Source organism: Pseudomonas sp. 7-41, assembly GCF_021233075.1.
Classification (GTDB): domain Bacteria; phylum Pseudomonadota; class Gammaproteobacteria; order Pseudomonadales; family Pseudomonadaceae; genus Aquipseudomonas; species Aquipseudomonas veronii.
The window spans coordinates 4,278,978-4,302,188 of record NZ_CP089551.1 but is presented as its reverse complement, the minus strand read 5'-3'; the positions used below and the strand labels follow the sequence as shown (position 1 = coordinate 4,302,188).

General features: G+C 57.2%; 38 protein-coding genes. 19 read left to right on the top strand and 19 right to left on the bottom strand.

Annotation, left to right across the window (positions count from 1 at the left end; all coding sequences use genetic code 11):
- Positions 1–59: 59 nt before the first annotated feature.
- From LQ249_RS19225 to LQ249_RS19180, 10 genes are read right to left on the bottom strand one after another with little or no spacing between them, the layout of a single operon-like run.
- Complete coding sequence (locus tag LQ249_RS19225; RefSeq protein WP_232565805.1) at positions 60–530, bottom strand: hypothetical protein; 471 nt, start codon at positions 528–530, stop codon at positions 60–62.
- Positions 527–769: a hypothetical protein gene (locus tag LQ249_RS19220; protein WP_232565804.1), complete on the bottom strand. Its 243-nt coding sequence runs from the start codon at positions 767–769 to the stop codon at positions 527–529. The genes LQ249_RS19225 and LQ249_RS19220 overlap by 4 nt, the downstream gene beginning before the upstream one ends.
- 2 nt (positions 770–771) lie before the next feature.
- Positions 772–1,434, bottom strand: a complete 663-nt coding sequence (locus LQ249_RS19215) for a lambda exonuclease family protein (protein ID WP_232565803.1) — start codon at positions 1,432–1,434, stop codon at positions 772–774.
- Complete coding sequence (locus tag LQ249_RS19210; RefSeq protein WP_232565802.1) at positions 1,434–2,423, bottom strand: RecT family recombinase; 990 nt, start codon at positions 2,421–2,423, stop codon at positions 1,434–1,436. The genes LQ249_RS19215 and LQ249_RS19210 overlap by 1 nt, the downstream gene beginning before the upstream one ends.
- Before the next feature lie 53 nt (positions 2,424–2,476).
- Positions 2,477–3,625 (bottom strand): hypothetical protein, encoded by a 1,149-nt coding sequence (locus tag LQ249_RS19205; protein WP_232565801.1) that lies wholly within the window; start codon positions 3,623–3,625, stop codon positions 2,477–2,479.
- Positions 3,626–3,682: 57 nt separating this feature from the next.
- Positions 3,683–3,910: a hypothetical protein gene (locus tag LQ249_RS19200; protein ID WP_046382947.1), complete on the bottom strand. Its 228-nt coding sequence runs from the start codon at positions 3,908–3,910 to the stop codon at positions 3,683–3,685.
- Positions 3,907–4,137, bottom strand: a complete 231-nt coding sequence (locus tag LQ249_RS19195; RefSeq protein WP_046382948.1) for a hypothetical protein — start codon at positions 4,135–4,137, stop codon at positions 3,907–3,909. The genes LQ249_RS19200 and LQ249_RS19195 overlap by 4 nt, the downstream gene beginning before the upstream one ends.
- Complete coding sequence (locus tag LQ249_RS19190) at positions 4,115–4,381, bottom strand: hypothetical protein (RefSeq protein ID WP_079444363.1); 267 nt, start codon at positions 4,379–4,381, stop codon at positions 4,115–4,117. Before LQ249_RS19190 ends, LQ249_RS19195 begins: the two co-directional genes overlap by 23 nt.
- Before the next feature lie 19 nt (positions 4,382–4,400).
- Positions 4,401–4,586: a DUF551 domain-containing protein gene (locus LQ249_RS19185; RefSeq protein WP_079444362.1), complete on the bottom strand. Its 186-nt coding sequence runs from the start codon at positions 4,584–4,586 to the stop codon at positions 4,401–4,403.
- 21 nt (positions 4,587–4,607) lie between these two features.
- Complete coding sequence (locus tag LQ249_RS19180; protein WP_232565800.1) at positions 4,608–4,748, bottom strand: hypothetical protein; 141 nt, start codon at positions 4,746–4,748, stop codon at positions 4,608–4,610.
- Positions 4,749–5,002: 254 nt separating this feature from the next.
- On the opposite strand from LQ249_RS19180, the gene LQ249_RS19175 reads away from it, so the two are divergent.
- Positions 5,003–5,416 carry a hypothetical protein gene (locus LQ249_RS19175; protein WP_046382951.1) on the top strand — a complete coding sequence of 138 codons (414 nt, stop codon included), beginning with the start codon at positions 5,003–5,005 and terminating at the stop codon, positions 5,414–5,416.
- 422 nt (positions 5,417–5,838) lie between these two features.
- On the opposite strand, the gene LQ249_RS19170 is transcribed toward LQ249_RS19175, so the two are convergent.
- The 3 genes from LQ249_RS19170 to LQ249_RS19160 form a co-directional block, all read right to left on the bottom strand.
- The gene (locus tag LQ249_RS19170) at positions 5,839–6,087 is read right to left on the bottom strand and encodes a DUF1654 domain-containing protein (protein ID WP_079444360.1); all 249 of its coding nucleotides are present in this window, start codon (positions 6,085–6,087) and stop codon (positions 5,839–5,841) included.
- Between the two features lie 165 nt (positions 6,088–6,252).
- On the bottom strand, positions 6,253–7,062 hold the full coding sequence (locus tag LQ249_RS19165) for a zinc ribbon domain-containing protein (protein ID WP_227778691.1): 810 nt from the start codon (positions 7,060–7,062) through the stop codon (positions 6,253–6,255).
- Between the two features lie 71 nt (positions 7,063–7,133).
- Complete coding sequence (locus LQ249_RS19160; protein ID WP_079444359.1) at positions 7,134–7,352, bottom strand: hypothetical protein; 219 nt, start codon at positions 7,350–7,352, stop codon at positions 7,134–7,136.
- Between the two features lie 252 nt (positions 7,353–7,604).
- On the opposite strand from LQ249_RS19160, the gene LQ249_RS19155 reads away from it, so the two are divergent.
- Complete coding sequence (locus tag LQ249_RS19155) at positions 7,605–7,796, top strand: hypothetical protein (RefSeq protein WP_167379489.1); 192 nt, start codon at positions 7,605–7,607, stop codon at positions 7,794–7,796.
- A 273-nt stretch (positions 7,797–8,069) separates the two neighbouring features.
- Here the strand turns inward: LQ249_RS19155 and LQ249_RS19150 are convergent, their stop codons facing one another.
- From LQ249_RS19150 to LQ249_RS19130, 5 genes are all read right to left on the bottom strand, one after another.
- Complete coding sequence (locus tag LQ249_RS19150; RefSeq protein WP_079444358.1) at positions 8,070–8,396, bottom strand: DUF2388 domain-containing protein; 327 nt, start codon at positions 8,394–8,396, stop codon at positions 8,070–8,072.
- Positions 8,397–8,477: 81 nt separating this feature from the next.
- Positions 8,478–8,747 carry a superinfection immunity protein gene (locus LQ249_RS19145; protein WP_227778689.1) on the bottom strand — a complete coding sequence of 90 codons (270 nt, stop codon included), beginning with the start codon at positions 8,745–8,747 and terminating at the stop codon, positions 8,478–8,480.
- A 152-nt stretch (positions 8,748–8,899) separates the two neighbouring features.
- The gene (locus LQ249_RS19140) at positions 8,900–9,736 is read right to left on the bottom strand and encodes a DUF3037 domain-containing protein (protein ID WP_079444357.1); all 837 of its coding nucleotides are present in this window, start codon (positions 9,734–9,736) and stop codon (positions 8,900–8,902) included.
- The gene (locus LQ249_RS19135; protein WP_079444356.1) at positions 9,733–10,476 is read right to left on the bottom strand and encodes a HipA family kinase; all 744 of its coding nucleotides are present in this window, start codon (positions 10,474–10,476) and stop codon (positions 9,733–9,735) included. The genes LQ249_RS19140 and LQ249_RS19135 overlap by 4 nt, the downstream gene beginning before the upstream one ends.
- A gap of 82 nt (positions 10,477–10,558) precedes the next feature.
- Positions 10,559–11,215, bottom strand: coding sequence for a LexA family protein (locus tag LQ249_RS19130; protein ID WP_079444355.1), 657 nt, complete (start codon positions 11,213–11,215; stop codon positions 10,559–10,561).
- Between the two features lie 109 nt (positions 11,216–11,324).
- Here LQ249_RS19130 and LQ249_RS19125 point away from each other — a divergent pair, with 109 nt between their 5' ends.
- The 13 genes from LQ249_RS19125 (at position 11,325) to LQ249_RS19065 (ending at position 18,249) form a co-directional block, all read left to right on the top strand.
- The gene (locus LQ249_RS19125; protein ID WP_024075251.1) at positions 11,325–11,504 is read left to right on the top strand and encodes a Cro/CI family transcriptional regulator; all 180 of its coding nucleotides are present in this window, start codon (positions 11,325–11,327) and stop codon (positions 11,502–11,504) included.
- A gap of 82 nt (positions 11,505–11,586) precedes the next feature.
- Positions 11,587–12,009, top strand: a complete 423-nt coding sequence (locus tag LQ249_RS19120; RefSeq protein ID WP_079444354.1) for a phage regulatory CII family protein — start codon at positions 11,587–11,589, stop codon at positions 12,007–12,009.
- Positions 12,010–12,185: 176 nt separating this feature from the next.
- Positions 12,186–13,163: a phage replication protein gene (locus LQ249_RS19115; protein WP_079444353.1), complete on the top strand. Its 978-nt coding sequence runs from the start codon at positions 12,186–12,188 to the stop codon at positions 13,161–13,163.
- Positions 13,150–13,947 (top strand): hypothetical protein, encoded by a 798-nt coding sequence (locus tag LQ249_RS19110; RefSeq protein ID WP_232565798.1) that lies wholly within the window; start codon positions 13,150–13,152, stop codon positions 13,945–13,947. Before LQ249_RS19115 ends, LQ249_RS19110 begins: the two co-directional genes overlap by 14 nt.
- Positions 13,944–14,414 carry a hypothetical protein gene (locus LQ249_RS19105; protein WP_232565797.1) on the top strand — a complete coding sequence of 157 codons (471 nt, stop codon included), beginning with the start codon at positions 13,944–13,946 and terminating at the stop codon, positions 14,412–14,414. Before LQ249_RS19110 ends, LQ249_RS19105 begins: the two co-directional genes overlap by 4 nt.
- Positions 14,411–15,007, top strand: a complete 597-nt coding sequence (locus LQ249_RS19100) for a recombination protein NinG (protein ID WP_232565796.1) — start codon at positions 14,411–14,413, stop codon at positions 15,005–15,007. Before LQ249_RS19105 ends, LQ249_RS19100 begins: the two co-directional genes overlap by 4 nt.
- A complete protein-coding gene (locus LQ249_RS19095) occupies positions 15,004–15,549 on the top strand; it encodes a hypothetical protein (protein WP_232565795.1) in 546 nt (181 codons plus the stop codon). The genes LQ249_RS19100 and LQ249_RS19095 overlap by 4 nt, the downstream gene beginning before the upstream one ends.
- A gap of 120 nt (positions 15,550–15,669) precedes the next feature.
- Positions 15,670–16,296, top strand: coding sequence for a hypothetical protein (locus tag LQ249_RS19090; protein ID WP_232565794.1), 627 nt, complete (start codon positions 15,670–15,672; stop codon positions 16,294–16,296).
- A gap of 543 nt (positions 16,297–16,839) precedes the next feature.
- Positions 16,840–17,178 (top strand): MFS transporter, encoded by a 339-nt coding sequence (locus tag LQ249_RS19085; protein WP_177037975.1) that lies wholly within the window; start codon positions 16,840–16,842, stop codon positions 17,176–17,178.
- Positions 17,175–17,519 (top strand): hypothetical protein, encoded by a 345-nt coding sequence (locus LQ249_RS19080; protein WP_232565793.1) that lies wholly within the window; start codon positions 17,175–17,177, stop codon positions 17,517–17,519. The genes LQ249_RS19085 and LQ249_RS19080 overlap by 4 nt, the downstream gene beginning before the upstream one ends.
- 57 nt (positions 17,520–17,576) lie before the next feature.
- On the top strand, positions 17,577–17,807 hold the full coding sequence (locus LQ249_RS19075; protein ID WP_232565792.1) for an Acb2/Tad1 domain-containing protein: 231 nt from the start codon (positions 17,577–17,579) through the stop codon (positions 17,805–17,807).
- Positions 17,807–17,998 carry a hypothetical protein gene (locus LQ249_RS19070; RefSeq protein WP_232565791.1) on the top strand — a complete coding sequence of 64 codons (192 nt, stop codon included), beginning with the start codon at positions 17,807–17,809 and terminating at the stop codon, positions 17,996–17,998. The genes LQ249_RS19075 and LQ249_RS19070 overlap by 1 nt, the downstream gene beginning before the upstream one ends.
- Complete coding sequence (locus LQ249_RS19065; protein ID WP_232565790.1) at positions 17,995–18,249, top strand: hypothetical protein; 255 nt, start codon at positions 17,995–17,997, stop codon at positions 18,247–18,249. The genes LQ249_RS19070 and LQ249_RS19065 overlap by 4 nt, the downstream gene beginning before the upstream one ends.
- A 31-nt stretch (positions 18,250–18,280) precedes the next feature.
- On the opposite strand, the gene LQ249_RS19060 is transcribed toward LQ249_RS19065, so the two are convergent.
- A complete protein-coding gene (locus LQ249_RS19060; RefSeq protein WP_232565789.1) occupies positions 18,281–18,490 on the bottom strand; it encodes a hypothetical protein in 210 nt (69 codons plus the stop codon).
- An 85-nt stretch (positions 18,491–18,575) separates the two neighbouring features.
- Between LQ249_RS19060 and LQ249_RS19055 the strand changes: the two genes are divergently transcribed.
- The 4 genes from LQ249_RS19055 to LQ249_RS19040 are packed head-to-tail and all read left to right on the top strand — an operon-like array spanning position 18,576 to position 23,208.
- Positions 18,576–19,193: a hypothetical protein gene (locus tag LQ249_RS19055; protein ID WP_232565788.1), complete on the top strand. Its 618-nt coding sequence runs from the start codon at positions 18,576–18,578 to the stop codon at positions 19,191–19,193.
- Between the two features lies 1 nt (position 19,194).
- Positions 19,195–20,682, top strand: coding sequence for a terminase (locus LQ249_RS19050; protein ID WP_232565787.1), 1,488 nt, complete (start codon positions 19,195–19,197; stop codon positions 20,680–20,682).
- A complete protein-coding gene (locus LQ249_RS19045; protein ID WP_232565786.1) occupies positions 20,682–22,142 on the top strand; it encodes a DUF4055 domain-containing protein in 1,461 nt (486 codons plus the stop codon). The genes LQ249_RS19050 and LQ249_RS19045 overlap by 1 nt, the downstream gene beginning before the upstream one ends.
- Complete coding sequence (locus LQ249_RS19040; RefSeq protein ID WP_232565785.1) at positions 22,117–23,208, top strand: minor capsid protein; 1,092 nt, start codon at positions 22,117–22,119, stop codon at positions 23,206–23,208. Before LQ249_RS19045 ends, LQ249_RS19040 begins: the two co-directional genes overlap by 26 nt.
- Positions 23,209–23,211: the final 3 nt, after the last annotated feature.

Genomic DNA, 23,211 nt, shown 5'->3' with positions numbered 1-23,211 from the left:
TTCTATTCCGCTGGCCGGCAGTGCGAACCAGGTTTGACGTTTGCGTTGCTGGATGCGGGCTATGCGGCGCATGAGTCGACCTTGACCTGGCGCCAGGCGCCGACGGCTTCGAAGATCCGCGCGGCGTGCGCCTCGTCCAGCGACATCGCTTCGGGAATGGCGATCCAGCCGGAAGCCACCACCTGGCTTTGATTGGCCGAGTCGCGCAACTCCTTGTAGCAATGCTCGATCACGTCTTCCAGGTGGTCGGAGAGGTAGACGCCATCGGGCGCCACCTCCACCGACTTGCTGTACCGGTCACCGCGGGCGTCGATGCAAAGGGCGCTGAGGTAGATCGTCCAGCGGTGGGGGATACCGCAGACGGCCTGGCCAATCTTCCCCGGCGCGATGTTCTTCAGCGACTTGTAATTGATCATGCCCTGGCGGCCACTGGGGCCGATGCTCACCACCGCGACGTGGTTGGTTGCAAGCAGGGACCGGCACGACCGGGCGATGCGCGCCTGGAGGTTGTGTGCCTTGCGCTTGCTCATAATGCCTCCGCGAGTTTGCGCAGAGCATTACGCTCGGCCCTTGAAATAGGGGGCTTGCGGCGCTTCAGGATGGTTTCGGGGTCAATCTTTTCCGAACGCTTGGCGGGGTCTGGATTAATCACCGAGCTTTTACCGATGGTGTATTTCCCACCTGCTGCCAGGTGTTGCTGGACCTGAAAGGAAAGCTCCAGGGCTTTCGCACGCCGAAATTCGATGTCTGATTTTAGGTTGCTGATCATTATCAGGCTCCTAGGCGTTGGGCTTGCGCCCGAGCTTTGTCCGCTACCTCATCAACCATGCGATTCAGTTCCAAGTTGAACTGGACCAGCTCTTTGTGCAGGTTGGCGATGTAGTCTTCGTCGCGGTAAATCGTCTCGATATAGAGCTGACACTCTTCATCTTGGCGAGAATCAAAGGACAGGAAGTCCCACCATTTGCGGCCCGTAACGAACATGCAGCCTTGGACCTGCGGCATGTGTTCCTCGGGCATGCCTTCGAGCCAAGTTCTGACGTGTATCGCTTCGTTGAAGGGGCACTTCGATTCGGTGCCCCCGTCATCGCTGATAAGGCCGTCTGGCGAACATCCCAGCCAGTCGTACTTTGGGTGGACGATGAACTCTGACGGTATGACGATGTTGCCCGTCAGCATCTCGTAGGCGTCTTGTGCCTTTTGCTCTTCGGTGTGGCCCCACTTTAAAGAGGCGCTGCTGACGTTGTGCTTGGACTTCTTTGCCAGCCGCTCGAAGCACAGCTCACGCATGTACGAGGTGCGCGCGCCCATAGGCTCGCGCTTACCATTTTTGTCAGGCTTCCCCCAGGCCATCACGTCTTTAAAGCGGCTGGCTGTCACGCGACCAGATCGGTCCGCATGCCACTTTTCTGTGCCCTGAAGCTCAGTTCTCACTACGCAGCCTCCTCTGAATGGGACTGGTCACCGCTGGGGCCGGTTATATCGGTAAAGTCGGCATCGACGGTAGCCGCCAAGCCTTTTAGGGCTTCGTGGCATTCCAAGCCGATCGCTGCGCGCTGCTTCGGCTTGAGACCTGCCCAGGCGGCCGCGTAGGCGTCGATGTCCTGTTGCCTTGCAACGACCAGGAGGTCTGCGAATACACCGTCTATTTCCGGTGATGGGGATTTGGGGCCGAACGAAACGCCAGCAGCGGCAGCGATATTTGCGGCTTGTTTGGTGGGAGTGATATCAATCTCGCCGCCGTATGAATCCTCGAATTCATCAGGCGTATAAACGCCAAGGATCACGTCAGGACAGAAGAGGCGTGCCCATTTCTTGGTCACCAAGTAGGCGATCTGTTGTTTGGGGTCTTCCGCCCAAAGCGTAGAGTTGCGCGTGCGGACCTGGGTCAGCAGAAGCTCCAGAGTGCGCGGCTCGTCTTCGCCCCGAAAGGTCGCCCAAACCTTGATGCCGAGACCTTTTTCGTCGTCAAAGCTCCAGGCGGGAACGCGATATTTTTTAAACTCGCCAGTGTCCTCGTCCTTCTTGGTCTTACTGGTAACTTCGCGCATCTTCCCGATGACATTTTCCCAAGCGCCGAACCACTCAAAGTTCAATCGACCTTTGACTGGCGCCTTGGCGGTGATCACTGCGTTAACGAGCTGCGCCTCGTAGCTCAATGCGCCGCCGTTGACGATGAATGTTTTCTGCGCCACAGCGAAGGGGTTCATTTGCCACTGCATTGCTTGAAGCACCACCGCCATGCAGTCGGCTTGGTTCCCTTTAAGGTGTTTCGGGACGGTTGTCACTCCCTTCGACATCATCAGCGCGAGGTCGCTCATCGACCGCATGGTGCCAGGGTCGAGGATGAGCGCGGCCGCGTTGTGCGATGGATCGTGATAAGTGGCGAGGCCGGTTTGTGCTTGGGTGTCTGTATCGGTCATTGCGCTCTCCGTGGCCGACGTGGAGTGGGTCGGCCGGCAGATGGAAAGGATGGTTAGAAGCGGGTGGCCCGCAGCCAATCGCGAGCAGTGTCGATAGTCACGTCGAAGCCGAGCGCTACAACCTCGACAATGTCGTCAGCCGGGGGAATGGTCGGGTCCACGTCAATGGATTCAACTGAGACGGCGACTACGGCAACAGGGGCGGTTTCAGCCAGAGTGGCAGTGACAGCCGCCACTGGCGCAGGCGCGGCAGCCTGGGCGCGCAGGCGGGCAAGTTCTTCCTGGTCTCGCTGATACTGGGCTTCGCGCTCGCGCTGCTGGCGTTGTTGCTCTTCCTGCTGTTCACGCTGCTGGCGTTGCTGTGCCTCCATATCGCGGCGCTGCTGGTCCAGTTCGTCCTGCTGCTGCTTCAACCGCTTGCGGTCTTCCTCTGCCCGCTGCTTGCGTAGCTCCTCGGCTTCGGTATCGGCGATGCGTTGTTTCTCGCGCAACTCATCCAGCTCTTTCTGCTGGGCCAGCAACTTGGCAGCAGCTTCTTCTCGCTCAGCGGCAGATTTGAGCAGCGCTTCCAGTTGCTCAATGGCGTTGTCGCGAGCGATGGTGCCTTCGGCTTCAAATTCGCCATATTCTTCGGGCAGGATCACCGACTCTTTGACACCCTGCAAAATGCTGGAGACGTCTGCGGCGCTGCGGCTTGCATATGCGGCGGCGACAGAACTGAAACGAGTAATTTTTGCCCGGATGGCTTCGACACGCTCAGCCTCGACACGCTCGCGCTCTGCCTTGGCATCAGCTATACGCTTTTCTTCGGCCTTGATCGCTTCATCGACAGGCTCTTCAATTGTCAGCACACGAGTCCTGAGTGTTTCACCGAATTCCTTGACTTGATTGACGCGAGCCTGAGCTTCTTTGACCTTCTGCTGATATGGCACCAATGCGGTTTTGGTGGTCTTATCCAGGGCGTAGCGCACATCGCGGATATCGACGCGAACTTCCTTCGCATTCGCCAAGCCCTCACTTGTCGAGCAGTCAACGACCAGCTTCGCGTAGGTGGTCTCCAGGCGAACGATCTGTTCTTCGTGCGGCCGATACTCGGCGATGTCGGTGACCGCTACCGTAGGGGATAGGTTTTTTTGCGCGCCTTCAGCTTCGTTCATTTCGAGCGGTTCTTGTGCGTGTGCTTGTTTGGTATTTTTGGACATGACTATCCCTCGCCGCGCCTGGCGCAGCATTGAAAGTAGTGGGGTTGGGTTGTGCCGTCAGGCGGCAGAAACGAGCGATGCGTTGTAGTCGGCGTAAATCTTGTCGATGAGTGCCCGGAAGTGCCGGTGTTCGTTTTCGTCGATAACCCGCAGCATGAAAGCGAGGGTGACGCATGATGTGGCCGCCGCGCTGGCGTTTGGCTTGCCAAGTTCGAGAATCATGTTTTCGATCTCTCCCTCGATCCAGTTCACGGCGTTTAGGTGGTCCCGCTGAGTAGCGTTCATTGATCGCCTCCTGCCGGCGGACATATCGCCTCCATCTGCGCCATCGCCAGCCCAATGCGCAGCTTGAGGCTGGCGCGCTCTTTGAGTCGTTGCTCCTCGCGTCCTGCCAAGTCCTCTGTTGTGTACTCATGGAACAGGTCAGCGTGCTGCTGCTTCCCAAAGTTCGGCAAGTCCCAGCGCCTGTCGGATTCCCGGGCCTGAGCGCTATCCGCGTAACTGGTCGGCATGTAGGCACTCCAGGCGCCGAGCGAGGGCGCAGGCTTCGTTGTGATCGCGGCGGAACCCAATGACCTTGCCGGTCCGGCTGTCCACCACATGGAAGAAGTCGCGGCCTGCAGGCTTCACCATCATCCGGAAGGTGACCGCCGGCTCAGGTCGCCCAATCAGCCGGTAGAACTCGGCAGTGGCGATACGGGAACGCTTATGCAAGCCGTCGACGATGTCGCGGCGCGATTGGATGCTGTGGTGCATGGTCGCCTCCAGGATGGCGTTATTCAGTGGGAAGAGGTGGGAGCGGCATCCAGTGACTTGGATCGCCGTACCAGAAGCACCATCCGAGAGTTTTGTCGTACAGCCACTCAGTGACCTGCATCTGGCCGTACTCGAACAGGCACAGGTAATCGCGCTTCTCGCCTTCTGGCGGTAGCCGGTCGCTGCACTTGATCCAATTGCTCATGGAGACCTCCAGTATTTGGGGTTAGGCGGTGGCTGGCAGGGCTTCACGAAAGCGCGATGGGCTCCAGTCGCAAGCCTCATCAGCAGGGATGTGGCCGAACATCAGCGCGCAGCGGCGGCAATGCACGCAGTCGCCGCAGGTCTTGCCCTCGGGTAGATTCATTTGGTCAGCGTTGTCTGCCGACCGTGGATATGGCTTTCTTTGCTCGCTCATGAATGACTCCGTGGACTTGGTTCACCTGTATTCGTCAACACTCATGCCTCCCGCTGGTTGCCGATGGGCGCGGGGGAGGAGTGCTGACGTAATAGAGGTGGGGAAGGGTGCCGGTCTTTCCCGGCTACGGCGGCGCTGGCCGTTTAGCGAGTCGCACTGAAGGCTGGTAGCATCGACACTCCTTCTCGGAGCAAGGAATTGCTATGCGTCAGGTTGTTGAAAGGGCGTTAAGCGTGATCGCGGCAGAGAGCAGCGAGCCTGAATACACTGAAGCGTTCAGCGCTGTTCGTGCAGTAGTGGTTGAGTTTGGGGAGGAAAATCTGGCTGACCGGCTTTTTGCCGATATTCCCGATTCGATCGCTTTCATGCAGGTGGCCCGGCTCTTCGACTTTCTTGCCTGGCAGACGGATGACAACGGCTCTGCGATGACTCGAACCGTCGAGCGCTGGCTTATCGAAGGCACAAATCTGCGCAAGATTCAGATCGCCCTTAACCTAGATGTGTACCCGTTTCCGGACGAGCATGAGATGTACCGCGTACTGTCTGATGTGGCTGTATCCTTCCCGCAGATGGCTGATAGATGCCAGCAGCTAATCAGCTCTCGGAAAAGTCGGTAGCACCTGGTCTACATCCCAAAGCCCGCTCTTCGAACGGGCTTCAGTGATGCTTTACGCCGTGACCCGCTACTGGCGTCGATCATCGGCTTGAATCAAATGTTCTTCCAGCCGCGGGCCTTTCGGCTTGTTCTCCCGCTGGATAACTGTTCTTGGCGCTTTACGCTGCACGCCCGGGTCAGTTGCCAACCCTCTGAACCGTTGAGGCCGGTTCATCGCTGCCTTTGAATCTGGGCCGGTGGTGATCCGGCAAGGGGTGTCGCTAAAGAGCGGTGCAGGTTTAACTGCTGGCCGGCGTTCTTCGTTGCTGGCTTGAGTTGAATTTAAGCAAGCTGAAATTAAGGTGTCAAGCATGCTGAATTAAATAATTCAGATTGCTGAAATTTGTAGGCGATAAAAAGCCCGCTCATTGGCGGGCTCATTTATTAATCGCAGTACTCGCGCCAGCCGATCCTTACGGCGCCATCATCCAAATGCTCGATCCTTATGCCGGCGGTGTCGCCGATGTCTTGGATGACCTGACGCCAAGCTTCAGGACTTTCATCGTCGCGTCTGGCTACCTCGATCAACTGGATCCTCTGCACTCGAGGAGAGGCGATCAAGCCTTGCAGGCGGCGGCCAACAAGCTCATACGAATTGCGCGGTTTCGATGTGGGGTAGGGTACCTGGTTCATGCTTCGCTCCTTGCTAAAACTGTATATATGTACAGTATTGTTGCTTGGATATATTGGCAAGAGGGCTGCAAGAGGTTTCATGCATAAATGCATATTTTTTGGGTGAGCCTTCTGGCATGCAACAAAAAGCCCGCGCTTGGCGGGCTTGGTTGGTTCTGTTTGTGGTCAGGTTCGTAGGGGAACCCAATACATCCGGCACTGAATTTCATTATTGTCGCCGAGTTCCACCGAAACGGTTTTAGCGGACCGCTCATTCTCAAAAGGGCCGGTGATGATAGTGTTCCCATCTACTGCGAGCACGGGAATTGCTAGATCTTCAAGCACGGATTCAATTCGGCTCGAATCCACAGGCTGGGCTGTTATTCTAACCGTCCAGCCATGAAAGACAGGTCCAACAACCTGGTCAGTGATGGGGGGGTATTTTCCGCTCACCGAGTCCCTGTAGACGATCTCGCTAAATAGGCGCGGGCCCTCCCGCATAGCGATCAGGGCTTGCTTGGCCTCTTCCTTGGTTTCAAATGGACCTGCGCCTACTGCCAGGCCGATCATCGAAACAACTGGGAGGCCGGTGCCGGCAATAGCCTTTATAGTGCGTTGCTGTTCTTGCTCGTCTCTGCATGCTGTCGAAGCCACCCAGCCCTTTTTCAGCCTTGGGGCCGAGACGGGCTCCACGTCGGCACCGCAGTGCTTGCACTTGATCGCGGCATTCTTGATGGTTTCGGCACACAGCGGGCAGGGCCGGGAGTCAGCTTGCGCCTGCTCGTGTGGCGGCGATGATCTTCCGCCCAGGAGAACCATAAGCAACCCAGCGAGTGCGATCATGCCGCCGACAATAGTGTGCATCTGGCGGTCCGCAATGAGCCCCAAGTTGTTCACCCGGCCGCCGGCTCCAGTTGACACGGACACATCCATGCTCAGCGCGAAGATCAGCCAGCAGACGCCGACGATCAGCGCAAACGTCCCAAATCCCTTCATTGGATCCCTCCCGTAATTGAGCCCGCACTTTACCATTCATGGCGTACAGCCACCATTGGAAGGGAGGGCGGTCAATCCGGTTCCTGCGCCTTCAGCCTGGCCAGGCCCTGCTTGATATGCCCTGCGTTTTCCCCGATCGCCTCAAGGGCGCCTCGGACGTTCTGACCTGCATCCGTATGGCCTTGGCTTTCGACGAGCAACGTCAGCTCCATCAGCGAAGCCTCAAGGGCAAGCTGGTTCTCGTAGATTCGTTCCAAGGTATCGGTGAGGGAGTATTCGGGGGAGGGCATAGAAATGCTCTTTGGCTTGACGATTCGGCGCAGTAGAAAAGGTCAAAACTGAATCAGATTCAATTGTAGATCACGGTAGCTGGCATGCACCCGAGATGAAAATTCTCTAAACGAGTGACGTCGCGACTCTGAATGATCTCTAACCAGAATGGTGATGGCGTAATGCCATAAGTGCGTTTGTCGAGCGTGCCGCCGTTGAACGTTTTTTGAGACGTCAGGTTTCACTCCTCAGACATGATCAGGTGATCTGCAATGCGTCGTTCAGCTGTAAAAGCCTGGAGGGACCTTCTATATCAGGCTGTAAACGAACAGGATGTTGAGGACAAATATTTCGAGTTGCTTAGGGAGGCCGACCGCATGAAGAAAGCCGGTCTCATCAATGAGGATGAATGGAGGAAGCTGGTTCGTAAGGCGGGCGAGTTTCTTGCAAACAATGCGGAATAAGAAATAGGGCTACTGGCAGAAACAAGAAGCCCGGCGCTGGGCTGTGTTATCTGTTGACTCGGGCGAGGGAGTATTCAGGGGAGGCATTGCCTTGTCTCCACTAGAGGGCATGGAAAGCGCAGCAGCAGGCAAAAAAAAGCCCGCTTGTGGGCGGACCAAAAGGGAATTCTTCAAATGAGTAGGGCTACTTTGCACTCTGTCCTGTAAATGTCAGGTGAAAAGGATGTCGCAGAAACGAAAGGTTTGGTGTGGTGGCTGGCTTGAAGGTCGCTTTCAGAATGATGTAGCTATCGACTGGGCCAGTTGCATGTCTGACATGAGCGGAGAAGGATAGGTCAACTGGTAGTATCTGGACGCCTGCTCAAACTCCGCGCCGCGAATCTCCCCGTCCGAACCGATGAAGGCCAGAGCGTCAGTCTTGGCTGACTTGAAAATCTCAGGCGGCTCGGTCGTGAGGGATGTGGTCGCCCCAATTAAAATGGTTGGCGCGGAAATTGTGAGAAATATCGCGGCAGCGATAGGGTTGGCGCCATCACCTGATACGGCCTGAGTGCTGACAGATGCCAGTAGGGCGATCGCCAGTGTCTTCCATGAGTCCATTCTTCGATGCTTCCATTGCGATCCGGGGGGCGCAACCATAGCAGAGTAGGGTGCTTGCCAGAAGCAAGACGCGCCGCCACATTATTCGTTCGAAACCCGAAACACTAGAGCCCTGTAAAGCGCTAAAAACCAACCGATGCCAGTCCAGCCAGCAAGCAGGTTCAGCTTGAATATCGATATACGGGCTTTCTTGGCGTAGCCGATTGCACATATCGAGGGGTAGAGATACAGCGCAAACGCGCTGGAGAAGAACAGAGTATTCGCAAGTATAGCGACCTCGCTGTCGCCGCTGCTACCCAGGTAGCTGAATGCACACAATGGAATCAGAATGCCCAGCCCGAAAATTTTCACTTGAAACGCCCTCTGCGCATAAATGTAATCAAGCCAGTTGGTGGCGTAATGACATCAGTGTACGTAGGCGCATATGAATTGGGTAATGCGGAAAAACTATCCGTTCGATAGGCAGATATAAGAAGCCCGGCGCTGGGCCGGGCTTAGGTTGATCAGTGAAGAGTATCAGGAATACCTTGCTTGATTTGGTCAAGTATCACCGATTTCCCCTCAGCCGAGCTGGTTACGCGTATACCCGGAAAAGACTTAAGCTCTTCAGCGATTTCTCGATACGCCTTAAGTAGCTTGGGCTTGCCGTCTTCGGGCGGGCCCGCAATGAAGAGGGTATCTTTTGCGAGTTGCCCGGCCGCATTCAGGCGTCTTATTTTCGAAATCCACGCGTCGCCATGCTCAATGATTTTAGATGACTCGTCGTGCCCAAGATGGATAGGCTTTAGGGCCTGTACTGGCTCGGCGCCACTCATCAACACAAACGGAAATTTTACTGGGTAATCAGCATTGCCCAATTTCTGCTCGCTGTAACGCTGTTTTAAGTTGGACGCTGCGAGCAGCTTTCCAAGCTGTCGCTCTAAAAACGTTTCCTGATATTCCTTTGTTGCAAAACTGTGGTTCACGTAATGATCGAATAGAGTAGCGAGCGCCTGGTCTGCGTTATCTGTGGCCATAGTACCGGGATCGCTAAACCTCATCATCGTTTCACGAGGGTGTATCAGGTGCTTGAACGTTGAGAGGAGCAGCGCGACATCTTCACGATTTACGGTGAGAAAGCCGCTAAGGCGTGCCAGCTCTACGTCGATTTCCCTGCGTGCTCTGACGAATATTTTCGCATCGAGACTGGGGAAGAAATTAGTGATGCGCTGTCTTTTTTTCTCAATTTTGAAGCGAAAATCGCCATTATTGGCAATCAATACGATTCCAATATTCACGAACTCGCCTGTTTCAGGGTAAGGCAAAAACCTCAGAATTGAATAGTTGCATATGTACTTCATAGCGCTCCCCAGAACCGCTCTTCCTTGAACACTTCCAGCATTTGCAGCCTTTCTGCCAGTGTGGGCTCTGTTTCGTCGATGTGGTCGCGATCTCTATACAGCCAATCGTCGGGCAAAAGGGCCGTGATCGTACCCCAGTTCTTCATAGCGTCGCCAAGCATTTGCTCGCAGTCCTGACGAACGACCAGATCTCTGAAGAATGACCGGCACTCTCGAAAAACGTGCCCCTTCATAAATGCATCGCAGTCGAACGTTCTGTCAAACGCAAGATTGTGATCGATGACAGCGAGATCTCCGTTGGAGTCCAAAATCAGGTTCACGTTCCCGCCGCGATCCCCGAGGCACCGATCCTCGTTACGGATCCACCAATCAAACAGAAGAATTCGTCTTCTGAGATCTACAGGGGTTCGGTTGATATTGCTGAGATTGAAGTCAGAGGCGTTTTCTACTGCGAGAGAGGCAAATGCCAGCCCTCCGCCAAGATCCCCAACATTCGGGATTGCACTGAATGCAATGAGATCCTGTGGAACGTGCATTAAGCGCCAGGGAGGTATTGGTAGGTTTAGCGCCCTCCCAAGCTCAGCACCGATTGCTTCAGAAATCAGAGAAAATCCACCAGCCTTGTCGAGGCCTTTCACGAAGTATGGAAGGCCATCGTCCCCGCGCACAATGAAAGGCTTTATGGAATATCCCTGATGACTTTGCCGGACGATTTCAACCGCTGTAATGCTCTCAGGCATTCTTGTTCTTCCATGTTCGATGCATTGTGCGTGTCTGGTTTTGCTGGCCGCGTAGCCTGTGTCCTCCTGCAGCGGCCTGCCCTCAATAAAACTTCTGCAGCGCCTGCACTACGACCCCAACGATCCGACAGTTCTCGTCGACCGCTTCGATTGGGTAGCTTGGGTTCAGCGGCTTCAGAAACAGCCGACCGCCATCGCTCACCAGCTTCTTGAATGTCGCTTCGTTGCTGTCCCGCAGCTTGGCCACGACCAGCTTACCTGGCGCAACCTCGGCTTCGGTATCGACTAGGATCAGGGTGCCCTCAGTGACACTCTGGCCTGCAGGCGCCGTCATCGAGTCGCCTTTCACCTTTAGCCAAAACGCCGTGCCTTTGGAGTCGTACTCCGAAAACTCATAGCTGTCCGAGAATCCTGCTGGGTAGGGCTCAACAGCTTCTGCCCAGGCGCCGGCGGCAACCCAGCTGATTACTGGGTAGCGGAATGATTTGGTGGGTTGCGCGGCGGGGGAGACGTTCGATTCGGAAGTGTCCCGCTCATCACCCTCGCCTATAGCCAGCCACTCAGCTCGGAATCCAGTCGCTTTTGCCAGTGCGTAAAGGTTCTCCGGCCTGAGGCTTTTGCTCTCGCCGGTGATCCACTGCGTGACGGCAGAATTTGCAACGCCGCAAAGCGATGCAATTTCTCCTTTCTTTTTACCGCTGACCTGTATGGCGCGGGCGATGCGTTCGTGTCTTTCCATGGACTCAATATTAAGCTAGCTGAATTTAAGCATGCAGTAGACAGAAAACATCGTTGATGCTGTAACTTAAGCATGCTTAAATTGCGGCAGGCTCGAACGAGGATTCGCAATGAATACGCATGAAGTCGCCGAATTCTTCGGCAGCAAGACAAAGCTGGCGCTGGCCCTGGGTATCCGCCCAAGCGCAGTGACCATGTGGGGAGAAACGATTCCCGAATCCAGGCAGTACCAGATTCAGGTTCTCTCCAAGGGCAGATTCAAGGCAGCAAAGAAGGCTCAGGCCGCCTGACATCCATGTCCGCCGATCCATTGAGCAAATGATCGCTTCTGCATCGGCAGGGCGCCACGGAAACAAATTTGAGGTTTTACGAGTGGAAGACTTTTTGGATGCATGCCAGGCAGCAGTGAAGGGCAACGAGCCCAAATCCCTGGCTGCAAAGATGGGTATTCCACACGTTGGCCTGCTCCAGCGCGCAAACCCGGACAACGAAGCTCACCACCTGACCGTGGAGCATCTGTTCGGGATCTTGCTGCACACCGGCGACATGCGCCCGCTTTCGGTCCTGGCCGCCGAGTTCGGCTTTGACCTGGTGGCAAAGACCGGGCCAAAACCTGAAGCACTCACCAAGTCGCTGATCAATGTCGCTAAGGAAGTGGCCGACCTGACCATCGCCGTTCATGAGGCGCTGGGCGACAACCACGTCAGCACCTTCGAGAAGAACCTGATCCGTCAAGAGATCAGCCACGTTCGCCAGAGCCTGGACGTGATGGATGCGTCGGTTAAGGCGGCCTGAATTTCAAACACAAAAAAGCCACCGGACGAGGGTGGCTGATTCGATAACACTTTGTGAGGCCAATTATATGAAAACCCAGCCACATATCAATAGCGCTATCGATCTCGCGCCACGTTTTTCGCAATCTGAAAACGTGGCGCGCATTCACTCGCATACAGTTTACCTGGCGGCCTGATATGCAATACACCGTCACGATTAACCAGGTGAAGGCGTTGGAGTGGGGGCTGAATTCTCAGCAGGCCCTGCTGTTCGCCTTCGTCTACGGCTGCCCGAGCTGGACCAAGCCAATCAAGACTGATGACGGGATCTTCTTCGCGCTGAGCAAGGCCAAGATCATCGAGGAGCTACCGCTGCTCACTGACAAGCCGGACACCGCTTACCGCATGCTGAAGGCCCTGGAAGAGGCCGGCTTGATTGAGCTTTCCAGCACTTCGAACATCACACTTTTCCGCCTCACTGAGAAGGCTGTCGAGTGGAACCAGAAGCTGGACGGGTCGGAAAAATATCCGACCCCACCAAAAAACAAGGGTCGGAAAAATATCCGATCTACCTCGGATAAATCTCCGAGCAAGGTCGGAAAAAAATCCGATCAAGGGTCGGAAAAATCTCCGACAAATCAGGATACCAGTCATCAGGGTACCAATCAGGACATCAGTCAGGACTTGCAGGACGCCACCGGCAAGCCGGCTCAGTCCCGCAGCCTGGTGCTGGTGGTTGATCGCACCGACACTCCTCGGGTTGAAATCCCCGCCGACATGCCCGGCCCCAGAGACCATGCCTGCAAAACCTTCAAGGTCTGGGCGAACTACGCCATGGCTTACCGCAAACGCTACAGCGCCTGGCCGGTGTGGAATGCCAAGGTGGGCGGCCAGCTCGGCCAACTGGTCGACCGCCTCGGCGCTGACGTCGCCCACCACGTCGCCGCTCACTTCCTGAAAACCAGCGATGCCGCTGTCCTGCGCAAGTGCCACAGCCTCAATGAACTGCTGGCCAACGCCGAGAGCTACCACACCCAGTGGGTGACCGGACAGCGCGTCAACGGCACAACCGCCCGCCAGATGGAACGGACTGAGGCAAACCTCTCCGCAGCCGAGCAGGCCGCTCAGATGGTTCTGGCCAAGCGCCAAGCAGGTGACCGCAATGAATACCTCTGAAATGAACGACCAGCAGGTCGCCGGGCTGGCCGCTGCTATCTGCGCGACGGCCGAGGCCATGGGCCAGGAAATGAACCCCGGTACGGCGGCGATGATGGCCGAAGACCTCTGTGCCTACCCGGTGCCTGTCGTCAAAGCCGCTTTGAAGGCGTGCCGCTTCGAAGTGAAGGGCAAGCTGGCGATGGCCGACATTCTGCAGCGCGTCCAGTCCTCCGATGGACGCCCGGGCAAGGATGAGGCCTGGGCTATCGCCATGACCACCAACGACGAATTCGAAACGGTGGTGCTGACCGACGAGATCCAGCTGGCCCTGGCCGCTGCGAAACCCATATTGGACGGCGGCGACAAAATCGGCGCGCGCATGGCGTTCATCGACGCCTATCAGCGGTTCGTGAGCCAGGCCCGCGAGGATGCGAAGCCGGTCAACTGGCACGTCTCTGTGGGCTTCGATGCCAATCGCCGTATTCAGGCTGTCACCAGGGCTATGGAGTTGAAACGCATTCCCCGTGACCACGGCCAGAAGTACCTGGCAGACCTGAGCGTTGAGCCGATCACCGAGGATGGTCGCGCCATTGCCGGTCTGCTCACCGGTGCCGTCACCCGGGCAGAGCCGGTACTTCGCCAAAAACTGGAGATCGTGAAGAGCTCGATGCTGGAAATGCGGAAGGCCAGCGAAGAACGGAAGCTCGAAATGCGGATTGAAGCGGCCAACGAATTGGCAGATCGCCGGGCACTGCTCATCAAGCAGGCGCAGGAACTGGAAGAGAAGAGGGCGGCGCAATGACCGACAAGATCAGCGTCAACTGTCAGGCCAAGCTCACCGAGGCGATCACATGCTTGACCACCATGTACCGGGACAAGAAGTTTGTTGTTGTCTCCCTGCGCCCGGGCAAGGACCGCACCCTCGACCAGAACCGGCTGTGGTTCGGGATGTACAAGCGAATCGCCGAAATGACCCAGATCGGCGATGCGGCGGACGCTCGACGCTACTGCAAGCTGCACTTTGGCGTGCAGATCTTGTTGAACGAGGACGCAGGGTTCCAGGCCGAGTGGTACCGAGTGATGCGCCATCTGCCCTACGAAACGAAGCTGGCCATGATGGGTGAGTGCCACTTGTTTGGGCCGGACGGCTTCCCGGTGACCAGCCTGTTCAATCGCGCCCAGGGCATCAATTACACCGACCGCATCGCCACCTACTTCACAGGCCAAGGTGTGGTTTTCACTGATCTACTCAGCAAGGAGGCTGCATGATCGCCAAGCAACCCAAACCGAAGAAGTGCAGGAACCCGGCATGCGGCATCAGCTTCCCGCCGCAGCGCCTGGGCCAGGCTGTATGCAGCCCGAAGTGCGGCCTGGCAATCAAGGACGTGAATCAGGCGAAGGCGCGCAAGTCGCTGGCACAGGTCGAGCGCCGCGAGATCAAAGTCCGAAAGGAGAAGCTGAAAAGCAGGGCGGATCACTTGCGCGAAGCCCAGGCCGCGGTGAACGAGTACGTGCGCCTGCGTGACGCGCGCCTGCCATGCATAAGTTGCGACTCGACGCCGAACGACAACGACCTTATGACAGGCAGCCGGTGGGACGCCGGGCACTATCGATCCGTGGGCGCCTGTCCAGAGCTGCGCTTCGAGCCGCTGAACATCCATCGTCAATGCGTGAAGTGCAACCGCAACCTGTCCGGCAACGCCGTGGAGTACCGCATTCGCCTGGTGCAGCGCATCGGTGCAGAGAAGGTCGCATGGATCGAAGGGCCTCATGAGACCCGCAAGTACACCGTCGAAGAGATCAAGGCCATCAAAGCCAAATACCGCGCATTGATCAGGGAACTGAAGAGGGCAGCAGCATGACCTATCGCAACGTTGTTTCAGCAGTAGTTCGAGCCCTCGCGGCCGAGACCATCACTTCCGCCGGCGGCTGCGACTTTGAGCCCAAGGTGCAGTGCGCCAAGCAGAAAGGGGAGATCGTCGGCAAGGAGGCGGCGTTTCTCCAGGACTGCTGGGTGTTCGGTCGGCTGCACAAGGCGCTGACCCCAGCGCACTGGCGGGCGTTGGTGGCGAAGTACTCGACACACCAGGAGCGCAAGCACCGCGCCATCCTGGAGTTGCTCAACTCCGTGCGAACGCCGGCACCGAAGCGTTTCCGGGAGTGCGCCGTGCTGACCTGGGCCATTCCGCAAGTGGCGGGCGCCGAGGGCAAGCGTTCCGCCGCGGTACTGCCGGCCGCCTGGTACGACATCACCAATTGGGACAACGATGGCAAACCGGAATCCACCCGCTACCGGTGGCGCTCCTCGATCCGCAAGGCGCTGGACGATCTGGTAAACGAGGCGCTGACCGTTGCCCAGGAGCTGCTGGACGCAGAGGGCCTAATCGAAAGTTGCGCGGCGTAGCAAATAGCCATTGCAATGAATGAGAAAGTGAGAGAATATTTACCCATCCTGTCGATCTTGCGCATTAAGGATTGATACTCAAACCCGGCTTTAAGCCGGGTTTTTTTATGGAGCATCTTCATGGAAGTGGTGCAGGCAACGACTGCGGTTTTAGGATGGGGAGATATCGTCAAAATTGTCTTGGCGAGCGGGGTCGTTGCCGCCCTCATTGGCGTGGCTAAAGACTGGTTTTTTAGAAGTCGAGAGCAAAAACAAGAGGCACGGTTTGCAGCGGTTGGCCTTGTTGCGAAGCTTGATCTCTACGTGCTCCATTCTCGCCGTAATTTATGGCTATACCGCGATGCTGCTGATCAGCTCATCCCCGAGCGTGACTACCAACAGTGGCCTGTTTGCGCTTATCCAGATATGGATATATCCGATGAATCTCTGAAGCATATTGGTACTGAGCATGCTAGCAGTCTGGCGTGGATCTCGACTGAAAAAGCATTAGCTAGTCAGCATCTAAGTGCCATCGAAGAGTCTTCGTTCAACCCAATTGATGTACACGGCCATAAGGCTGAAATTGTTGGTTATTTTGGCTATGAAGCGTATCTACTAGCCAAAAAGCTGAGAGAGGAGTTCACTCTTCCTCCTTTCGGCCAACGGTGGGGAGTGGATGACAATTTTTCTGATCTCGAGCTCGCCTGGCACAGAACAAAGAGGGCTGTAGCGAAACGAGCTCAACCCATTACAGCTGACGATCTTTGATCTCCTGTAATATTCAACTAGCTACCCATACCGTCCATGTGCTGTTTTTTTTGCTTAATGTTTAAAAGTGCGTCAGGTAGCTGTTACCATTGCCTCACGAGCAGGCTAAAACCTGTCACATGGTCTATGGGGGCTAATCGGTTCGAATCCGATTGCGCAGACTGCCTTGATGGCGATCCTATTTACACTGATGGTCATTTCGACGTCGCTAGCAATATTCATTGGATCGCTGACCGCAACAGCTAAGATTGCGGACAAGGAGTAAAAGATGATCAAAAAAATAGCAGCTGTACTCGCTCAAGCAACACTTCTATCTATCGCCGCCGTCTTGGCGGGATGCGTAGCTAATGGTGAAGTCCCCGTTTTATTTGAGGTTTAACCTCTAAGCAAAACCCTGCGATTGCGGGGTTTTTTTTCGTCTACCACTTAAGCCCTGGCACATGTCGGGGCTTTTTCGTTTTCGGCTCCACCACACCCATTGCTCCGAGCTGGGAGTGCTGCTGGGGCTGACCTATTCCAAACATGCCCCACGGAGTCGAGCGCATGGAGTATCTACAGCGCCTGCTCGACAAGATCGACAGGTTCGAATTGCTGATTGCGGGGCTCGTTGGGGCAGTGATCGCCAGCTGGTGGCACAAGGACGACTTGAGCGACTGGCGTGCCTGGATGATCTTCCTCATTACCGGTATGGCCTGCTCGATTTACCTGACGAGTATGGTCAGCACCTACCTGGGCGTGACTGAGCCAAAGATCGTCGCCGGCATCGGCTTCCTGCTGGGGGCCTTCGGCGGCTCGCTCCTGGCGGCCATCAATCGAGCCATCAAATCCGCTGACCTCTGGGCGCTCATTCGCCAGCGGTTCGGGGGAGGCAATCCACCATGAATCTTGAACTGATCAACTCCATCGCCTGCGGACTCATCGCGGCCTGGGCGGCCTGGTGCGTACTGAGCGGGAAGGTGAGGGACGGCATCCTCGGGAAGCTGATCTACTCGACGATCGCCATAACCGGTTTCGTTGTGATGGTGCGCAGTCAGAACATCTTCTTTGGCCCGACCACTGCTGGCCTGACGCTGCATGTCGCTCTGGCCCTTGCCGGTGCCCGGCACATCTTTATGGTCACGTACTGGCAGCGGGTGAAGGTTTGGCTGTGTCGGACGCTGAACTGTGAGCACTGCTTGCACTGTGACAAGGCGCCGGGCGGTATTGATCGTCGCGCCAAGTAGTCCGCGCCACGTTTTCTAATGCGCCAAATCGTGGCGCGTAATCATGAGGAACCACCCATGGACAACCAGCACAAGAAAATCATTGGCTACCGCGACCTGACTCAGTCCGAGATCGACGGCATGAACTCCATTAAGGCGCTGGAGGCTGACACCGGCGAATTGTTCAAACAGATTGGCCAGATTGATGGCGTCGACCCGCGCCTGCTGGCGTTGGCGAAGACCAACTTGCAGCAAGGCTTCATGTGGTTCGTGCGCTCGATCGCCAAGCCAGCCGATCCATTCAGCTGATGGGCAACGTCACTCGCCTGCGGCATGTGCTTCTCATGGGGCAGGACATCAACGCTGCGGTAAGCGCTCTCGATAAGGCCATTGCCGATGCAGTGGACGTCGCCAAGGCTGCCGGACTGCCCCAGGGCCTTATCGTTGGCTTGCTCCACGGCTACGCCCACGCACAGACACACCAAATGGTGACCGAATGACCGTCAAGGTTCTGGAGTTCAAGCGGGAAGGCTGGCGAGATGCTGCCAAGACCCTGCGCAAGATTGCCGATGACCTCGATGCCGGTGAGCATCCAGAATGCACGGTGGGCGCCTTGACGCTGATCGGCGCGAAGGGAGAGGTCACCGTGTTCGGCCTCGGCCCTAAGTGCGATGACCTGCAATGCCTGGGTGCGATGCGCTTGGGTGAGCAGAAGCTGATTGATGTACTGCTGGACAATGGGGAAGGGTAGGTGTGCCGCAGGTAAGTGCGGCACGGATGCATCAATCTGCCGTTTTAAGAGCAGCTTGGATCTTGTCAGCGTACTGCGACAGCTTGGTCATTTCAGTTTCAAGACTGGTTCCAGCGAGAGCTGTGCCGATGCGGCTTTGAATCAGCTCCAAGGCAGCACCAACGGCGACAGCACGCTGCGCTGCGGGAATCAATTGGCGGTAGGAGTTTTCACCAACTTTCGAGATCGCTTCGATAGACATCTTCTTTCCTTAAAACGGTTAATTGGGTACTGCGCCATTACTAATGGAGTCACGTGCTCGACCAATCAAGTGCCTGAGACAATTTATGACAACCAAGCAACCCGACTGGGAGGCAATCGAACGCGCCTACCGGGCCGGAGTGCTTTCCGTAAGAGAGATCGCATCGTCCTGCGGTGTGTCGCACACCGCTATCCAGAAGCGAGCCAAGGCCAATGGCTGGGAGCGAGATCTAAAGGCCAAGATCAAGGCGAAAGCTGATTCGCTGGTTGCCAAACGAGAGGTTGCCACGCAGGTTGCCAGCAAATCAGTGGAAACCGAGCGAGAGATCATCGAGGTCAACGCCGAGGTCATCGCGAACATCCGTATGGCCCACCGCGGTGACATCTCACGTGGCCGGCGCCTCACCAACAAGCTGCTGGACGAATTGGAAGCGCTGACCGATGAGCAGGGCACCATCAAAGAGTTGATCGCCCAGTTGAAGGACGCTGACCACGACGACGGCGATGCAATGGCAGACGTTCTGGCCCTGGCTAACAAGATGGGCGCGCTGCCTTCTCGCACCAAGACGATGAAGGAGCTCGCCGAGACCCTGAAGACGCTGGTTGCCCTGGAGCGCCAGGCCTACGACCTCGACACCAAAGCCGGCAACAGTGACGCCGACGAGCTATCGAAAATGATGGACGATCTATCGAAGGAAGCCTGACATGAAGCCCGAGCACTTGAAGCTGCTCCGGGACAAGTACTGGCGGTTGAACAACCTTTACTTCATCACCGACAAAGCCGGGAAGAAGGTTCGCTTCCGGATGACGGACGAGCAGATCGAATACTTCGAGGGGATGCACACCCGGAACATCATCCTGAAGGCCCGGCAGCTTGGCTTCACCACCGAGTGCTGCATCATCCAACTGGACGCGGCTCTGTTCGAGTCGGCCAAGTGCGCTCTGATCGCTCACACCCTGAACGACGCCAAGCGCCTGTTCCGGGAGAAGGTGAAGTACGCCTACGACAACCTGCCTGCTGAGATTCGCGCTGCCAACCCTGCGAGTAATGACGCCGCCGGCGAGCTGGTCTTCAGCAAGGGTGGTTCGCTCTACGTCAGCACCTCGTTTCGGGGCGGCACGCTGCGTTACCTGCACGTATCCGAATTCGGAAAGATCTGCGCCAAGTTTCCGCACAAGGCGCGGGAGATCGTCACCGGCGCCTTCGAGGCTGTCGCCACCGATTGCTTCGTCACGATTGAGTCGACCGCGGAGGGCAGGGCGGGCTACTTCTTCGATTACTCGCAGAGCGCGGAGCGCCAACAACTGGCCGGCGTGCCCCTGGGCTTGCTGGACTGGAAGTTTTTCTTCTTCTCTTGGTGGAAGAACAAGGCCTATTGGCTTGACCCGACTGACGTCGTCATCCCGCAGCGCCTGACCGACTATTTCAACGACCTGTTCGCCAAGCACGGAATCGACACAAACCCAGGCCAGCGCGCCTGGTACGCGGCGAAGGAGAAGACGCTCGGCGACGACATGAAGCGGGAATACCCGTCCATCCCTGTCGAAGCCTTCCAGCAGTCGGTCGAGGGAGCTTACTACGCCCAGCAGTTGACGAAGCTCTACGCGCAGCAGCGCATCGGCGTGATCCCGAACAACAGCCACCTACCGGTAATGACCTTCTGGGACATCGGCGTCGGCGACTCAACTGCCATTTGGTTCGTGCGCCAGGTCGGCGAAGAGTTTCACGTCATCGATTACTACGAGAACAGCGGCGAAGGCCTGCGGCACTACATGAAGGTGCTCAAGGACAAGGGCTACACCTACTCCGAACACTGGGGGCCGCACGACATCGATAACAGGGAGTTCGGCAGCGACGCCAAAACCCGTCGGGAGCTGGCCCGCGAGGGCTACGACATCGACGGCCAGAAATACAGCATGACTTTCCAGGTCGTGCCGAAGCTCGGCGTCAACGATGGTATCGAGCAGGTGCGGGAGATCCTGCCCAAGTGTGCTTTCGATGACTCGAAGTGCGAGCAGGGGGTCTCCTGCCTTGAGAACTACCGCAAGGAGTGGGACGACAAGCGCGGCTGCTGGAAAGACAAGCCGCTGCACGACTGGACCTCTCACGGCTCCGACGGATTCCGGTACTTCGCTGTCGCCAAGAGCGCTAGGAAACCGGTCAAATCAATCAAAATGGGATTCGCACGCTAATGGCAGACGTCACATACACCCGCCCGGAGTACGACGCGGCACAGTCCCGTTGGCGGCTGGTGCGCGACGTGTGCAAGGGCTCCGAGACGGTCAAGGGGCGCGGCGATGTTTACTTGCCCAGGCCCAACAAGCACGACACCAGCCCTGAGAACCTTGAACGGTACAAGTCGTACAAGCAGCGGGCCGTGTACTACAACGCTACCGGGCGCACGAAGCACAGTCTGGTGGGGGCCGTGTTCCGCACCTGGCCAACGCTGACTGTCCCCGGCGCATTAGATTACGTCGCCACGGACATCGACGGGCAGGGCGTGAGCGTTTATCAGCAGTCGCAATCGGTCATCGGGCACCTGCTCGAGGTTGGTCGGCACGGTTTGCTGGTTGACTATGCCGCGGTGCAGGCCGGTACCGTGAGCAAGGCGGACGAACAGGCGGGTCGCGCTCGTGCAAGCGTTGCGAGCTACCCAGCCGAGTCGATCAGGAACTGGAAGACCCGTAAGGTCGGCGGTCAGCACTTGCTGAGCCTGGTTGTGCTGCAAGAATCCGTAGATGTCGACACCGATGACGGCTTCGGCAGCGAAAAGGTTACCCAGTACCGGGTGCTACGCCTGGACGAGACCGGCGTGTACACCCAGGAGGTGTGGGAAGAGGGAACAAGCCAGACGGCTATGATTATCCCGCCATTCACCCCCCTGAATGGCGCAGGCCAGCCTTGGCGGATCATCCCGTTCCACTTCCTTGGTAGCGAAAACAACGACACCAGCATCGACGACGCCCCACTGTACGACATGGCGGTGCTGAACATTGGTCACTACTGCAACAGCGCGGACTATGAGGACTCTGTCTGGTTCTCTGGTCAGCCGCAGTTCTGGATCTCCGGACTGGACGAAGCATGGCGCGATCACCTTGAGGCAAACGGCATCTATGTCGGCTCCAGGGCGCCGCTGACGCTTCCAGCCAACGGATCGTGCGGCTTTGCTCAGCCTGAGCCGAACACGCTCGTGAAGGAAGCCATGGACGCTAAGAAGCAGGACATGGTGTCCCTCGGCGCCCGGCTGATCGAGCGTGGTAGCGCGGTGAAGACCGCAACCCAAGCCGATAACGACAGTGCCGCCGAACACAGCGTTCTCTCCCTGGTGGTGAGCAACGTCAGCGAGGCATACAGCCAGTGCCTGGTTTGGATGGCCGAGTTCGTGAACGCCACCGGCGAGGTGGTCTACAAGCTCAACCAAGACTTCAGCCAGATCACTTTGGACGCGACGATCCTGGCGGCTCTGTTCAATGCAGTGCAGGGCGGCAAGCTGCCGGAGGGCGACTTCTGGCAATACCTGCGTGATCGAGGCGTGATCAACCCGGAGAAAACGGACGACAAAATCCGGGGCGAACTGGAAACGCAGAGTACTGGGCTTGGCCTGGACAACACCGAGGTAATTCCGAATGGCGGCAAACCAAGCAATCCTTGACGCTACCATCCGGCATGCCGTCTTCCTGGAGCAGCTCAAGTCAGGGGAGGTGGCGAAGTTCGCGCCGTTCCTCAAGGAGATCGACCGCTCGATTCGTGAGCGGCTGACGCGGACGGACCTGACGGACTACACCGTCGCCCGCCTGGAGCGGCTGCTGAGCGAGGTTGATAGCCTGCTGCTGGGCATCTTCGACCGGTACAGCGAGAAGCTGAACCTCGACCTGGTGGACATCGCCAACTATGAGGCCGAGTTCGAAGCGACCAGCTTGACCCGGGCGGCGCCGGTGGGCGTCACCTTCGATGCGGCGGTGCCGGGTGCTGCTGCCATCAGGGCGGCAATCCTCACCAATCCGCTCAGCGTGCGCGGTGCCGACGGCGGGAAGCTGCTCAAGTCGTTCATTGATGGCTTCACCGCCACCGAACGACAGCGCCTCACTGGCGCGATCCGGCAGGGCTTCTTCGAAGGCCAAACCAACTTCCAGATCATCAAGAACATTCGCGGCACCAAGGCGCTGAAGTACAACGACGGCATCCTGGCCACGATCAACCGCAACACCGGTTCGATTGTGCGAACGGCGGTGCAGCACGTCGCCACCCAGGCGCGTATGGAGACGCTGAAGGAAAACAGCGACGTCGTGCAGTCGGTGGAATGGGTCAGCACCCTGGATTCGAAGACAACCAGCCAGTGCCGCACGCTCGATAAGCGCCGGTTCAAGCTGGCTGAGGGGCCGAGGCCGCCGATCCACATCAACTGCCGCTCGACGGTGGTGGCGGTGACTCGCTTCAGTGTGCTGTTTGCCGAGGGCGCCACACGGGCATCCGTTGGCGACGGTGGCGCACAGCAGGTGAGGGCAGACCTCACCTACTACGATTGGCTACAGCAGCAGCCGGCTGCGTTTCAGGACAAGGCAATCGGTCCGGTTCGGGCGAAGTTGTTCCGTGAAGGCGGTTTGAGCGTCGAGCGCTTTGCTGAGCTGCAACTTGATCGCAATTTCTCCCCGTTGACCCTTGTTCAGATGCGAGCGCTTGAGCCGCTGGCATTCGAGCGGGCTGGATTAAACCATTAAGGT

What these genes read in the sequence shown, in the direction of transcription:
- LQ249_RS19155 (WP_167379489.1), top strand. Translation starts at nt 7,605, where the DNA reads ATGCGTCGTTCAGCTGTAAAAGCCTGGAGGGACCTTCTATATCAGGCT.
- LQ249_RS19205 (WP_232565801.1), bottom strand. Translation starts at nt 3,625, where the DNA reads ATGTCCAAAAATACCAAACAAGCACACGCACAAGAACCGCTCGAAATG.
- LQ249_RS19140 (WP_079444357.1), bottom strand. Translation starts at nt 9,736, where the DNA reads ATGAAGTACATATGCAACTATTCAATTCTGAGGTTTTTGCCTTACCCT.
- LQ249_RS19080 (WP_232565793.1), top strand. Translation starts at nt 17,175, where the DNA reads ATGAATCTTGAACTGATCAACTCCATCGCCTGCGGACTCATCGCGGCC.
- LQ249_RS19185 (WP_079444362.1), bottom strand. Translation starts at nt 4,586, where the DNA reads ATGAGCAATTGGATCAAGTGCAGCGACCGGCTACCGCCAGAAGGCGAG.
- LQ249_RS19150 (WP_079444358.1), bottom strand. Translation starts at nt 8,396, where the DNA reads ATGGACTCATGGAAGACACTGGCGATCGCCCTACTGGCATCTGTCAGC.
- LQ249_RS19125 (WP_024075251.1), top strand. Translation starts at nt 11,325, where the DNA reads ATGAATACGCATGAAGTCGCCGAATTCTTCGGCAGCAAGACAAAGCTG.
- LQ249_RS19095 (WP_232565795.1), top strand. Translation starts at nt 15,004, where the DNA reads ATGACCTATCGCAACGTTGTTTCAGCAGTAGTTCGAGCCCTCGCGGCC.
- LQ249_RS19100 (WP_232565796.1), top strand. Translation starts at nt 14,411, where the DNA reads ATGATCGCCAAGCAACCCAAACCGAAGAAGTGCAGGAACCCGGCATGC.
- LQ249_RS19065 (WP_232565790.1), top strand. Translation starts at nt 17,995, where the DNA reads ATGACCGTCAAGGTTCTGGAGTTCAAGCGGGAAGGCTGGCGAGATGCT.
- LQ249_RS19190 (WP_079444363.1), bottom strand. Translation starts at nt 4,381, where the DNA reads ATGCACCACAGCATCCAATCGCGCCGCGACATCGTCGACGGCTTGCAT.
- LQ249_RS19045 (WP_232565786.1), top strand. Translation starts at nt 20,682, where the DNA reads ATGGCAGACGTCACATACACCCGCCCGGAGTACGACGCGGCACAGTCC.
- LQ249_RS19130 (WP_079444355.1), bottom strand. Translation starts at nt 11,215, where the DNA reads ATGGAAAGACACGAACGCATCGCCCGCGCCATACAGGTCAGCGGTAAA.
- LQ249_RS19075 (WP_232565792.1), top strand. Translation starts at nt 17,577, where the DNA reads ATGGACAACCAGCACAAGAAAATCATTGGCTACCGCGACCTGACTCAG.
- LQ249_RS19200 (WP_046382947.1), bottom strand. Translation starts at nt 3,910, where the DNA reads ATGAACGCTACTCAGCGGGACCACCTAAACGCCGTGAACTGGATCGAG.
- LQ249_RS19110 (WP_232565798.1), top strand. Translation starts at nt 13,150, where the DNA reads ATGAATACCTCTGAAATGAACGACCAGCAGGTCGCCGGGCTGGCCGCT.
- LQ249_RS19060 (WP_232565789.1), bottom strand. Translation starts at nt 18,490, where the DNA reads ATGTCTATCGAAGCGATCTCGAAAGTTGGTGAAAACTCCTACCGCCAA.
- LQ249_RS19085 (WP_177037975.1), top strand. Translation starts at nt 16,840, where the DNA reads ATGGAGTATCTACAGCGCCTGCTCGACAAGATCGACAGGTTCGAATTG.
- LQ249_RS19105 (WP_232565797.1), top strand. Translation starts at nt 13,944, where the DNA reads ATGACCGACAAGATCAGCGTCAACTGTCAGGCCAAGCTCACCGAGGCG.
- LQ249_RS19175 (WP_046382951.1), top strand. Translation starts at nt 5,003, where the DNA reads ATGCGTCAGGTTGTTGAAAGGGCGTTAAGCGTGATCGCGGCAGAGAGC.
- LQ249_RS19115 (WP_079444353.1), top strand. Translation starts at nt 12,186, where the DNA reads ATGCAATACACCGTCACGATTAACCAGGTGAAGGCGTTGGAGTGGGGG.
- LQ249_RS19050 (WP_232565787.1), top strand. Translation starts at nt 19,195, where the DNA reads ATGAAGCCCGAGCACTTGAAGCTGCTCCGGGACAAGTACTGGCGGTTG.
- LQ249_RS19160 (WP_079444359.1), bottom strand. Translation starts at nt 7,352, where the DNA reads ATGCCCTCCCCCGAATACTCCCTCACCGATACCTTGGAACGAATCTAC.
- LQ249_RS19040 (WP_232565785.1), top strand. Translation starts at nt 22,117, where the DNA reads ATGGCGGCAAACCAAGCAATCCTTGACGCTACCATCCGGCATGCCGTC.
- LQ249_RS19195 (WP_046382948.1), bottom strand. Translation starts at nt 4,137, where the DNA reads ATGCCGACCAGTTACGCGGATAGCGCTCAGGCCCGGGAATCCGACAGG.
- LQ249_RS19170 (WP_079444360.1), bottom strand. Translation starts at nt 6,087, where the DNA reads ATGAACCAGGTACCCTACCCCACATCGAAACCGCGCAATTCGTATGAG.
- LQ249_RS19220 (WP_232565804.1), bottom strand. Translation starts at nt 769, where the DNA reads ATGATCAGCAACCTAAAATCAGACATCGAATTTCGGCGTGCGAAAGCC.
- LQ249_RS19180 (WP_232565800.1), bottom strand. Translation starts at nt 4,748, where the DNA reads ATGAATCTACCCGAGGGCAAGACCTGCGGCGACTGCGTGCATTGCCGC.
- LQ249_RS19165 (WP_227778691.1), bottom strand. Translation starts at nt 7,062, where the DNA reads ATGAAGGGATTTGGGACGTTTGCGCTGATCGTCGGCGTCTGCTGGCTG.
- LQ249_RS19135 (WP_079444356.1), bottom strand. Translation starts at nt 10,476, where the DNA reads ATGCCTGAGAGCATTACAGCGGTTGAAATCGTCCGGCAAAGTCATCAG.
- LQ249_RS19225 (WP_232565805.1), bottom strand. Translation starts at nt 530, where the DNA reads ATGAGCAAGCGCAAGGCACACAACCTCCAGGCGCGCATCGCCCGGTCG.
- LQ249_RS19070 (WP_232565791.1), top strand. Translation starts at nt 17,807, where the DNA reads ATGGGCAACGTCACTCGCCTGCGGCATGTGCTTCTCATGGGGCAGGAC.
- LQ249_RS19210 (WP_232565802.1), bottom strand. Translation starts at nt 2,423, where the DNA reads ATGACCGATACAGACACCCAAGCACAAACCGGCCTCGCCACTTATCAC.
- LQ249_RS19055 (WP_232565788.1), top strand. Translation starts at nt 18,576, where the DNA reads ATGACAACCAAGCAACCCGACTGGGAGGCAATCGAACGCGCCTACCGG.
- LQ249_RS19090 (WP_232565794.1), top strand. Translation starts at nt 15,670, where the DNA reads ATGGAAGTGGTGCAGGCAACGACTGCGGTTTTAGGATGGGGAGATATC.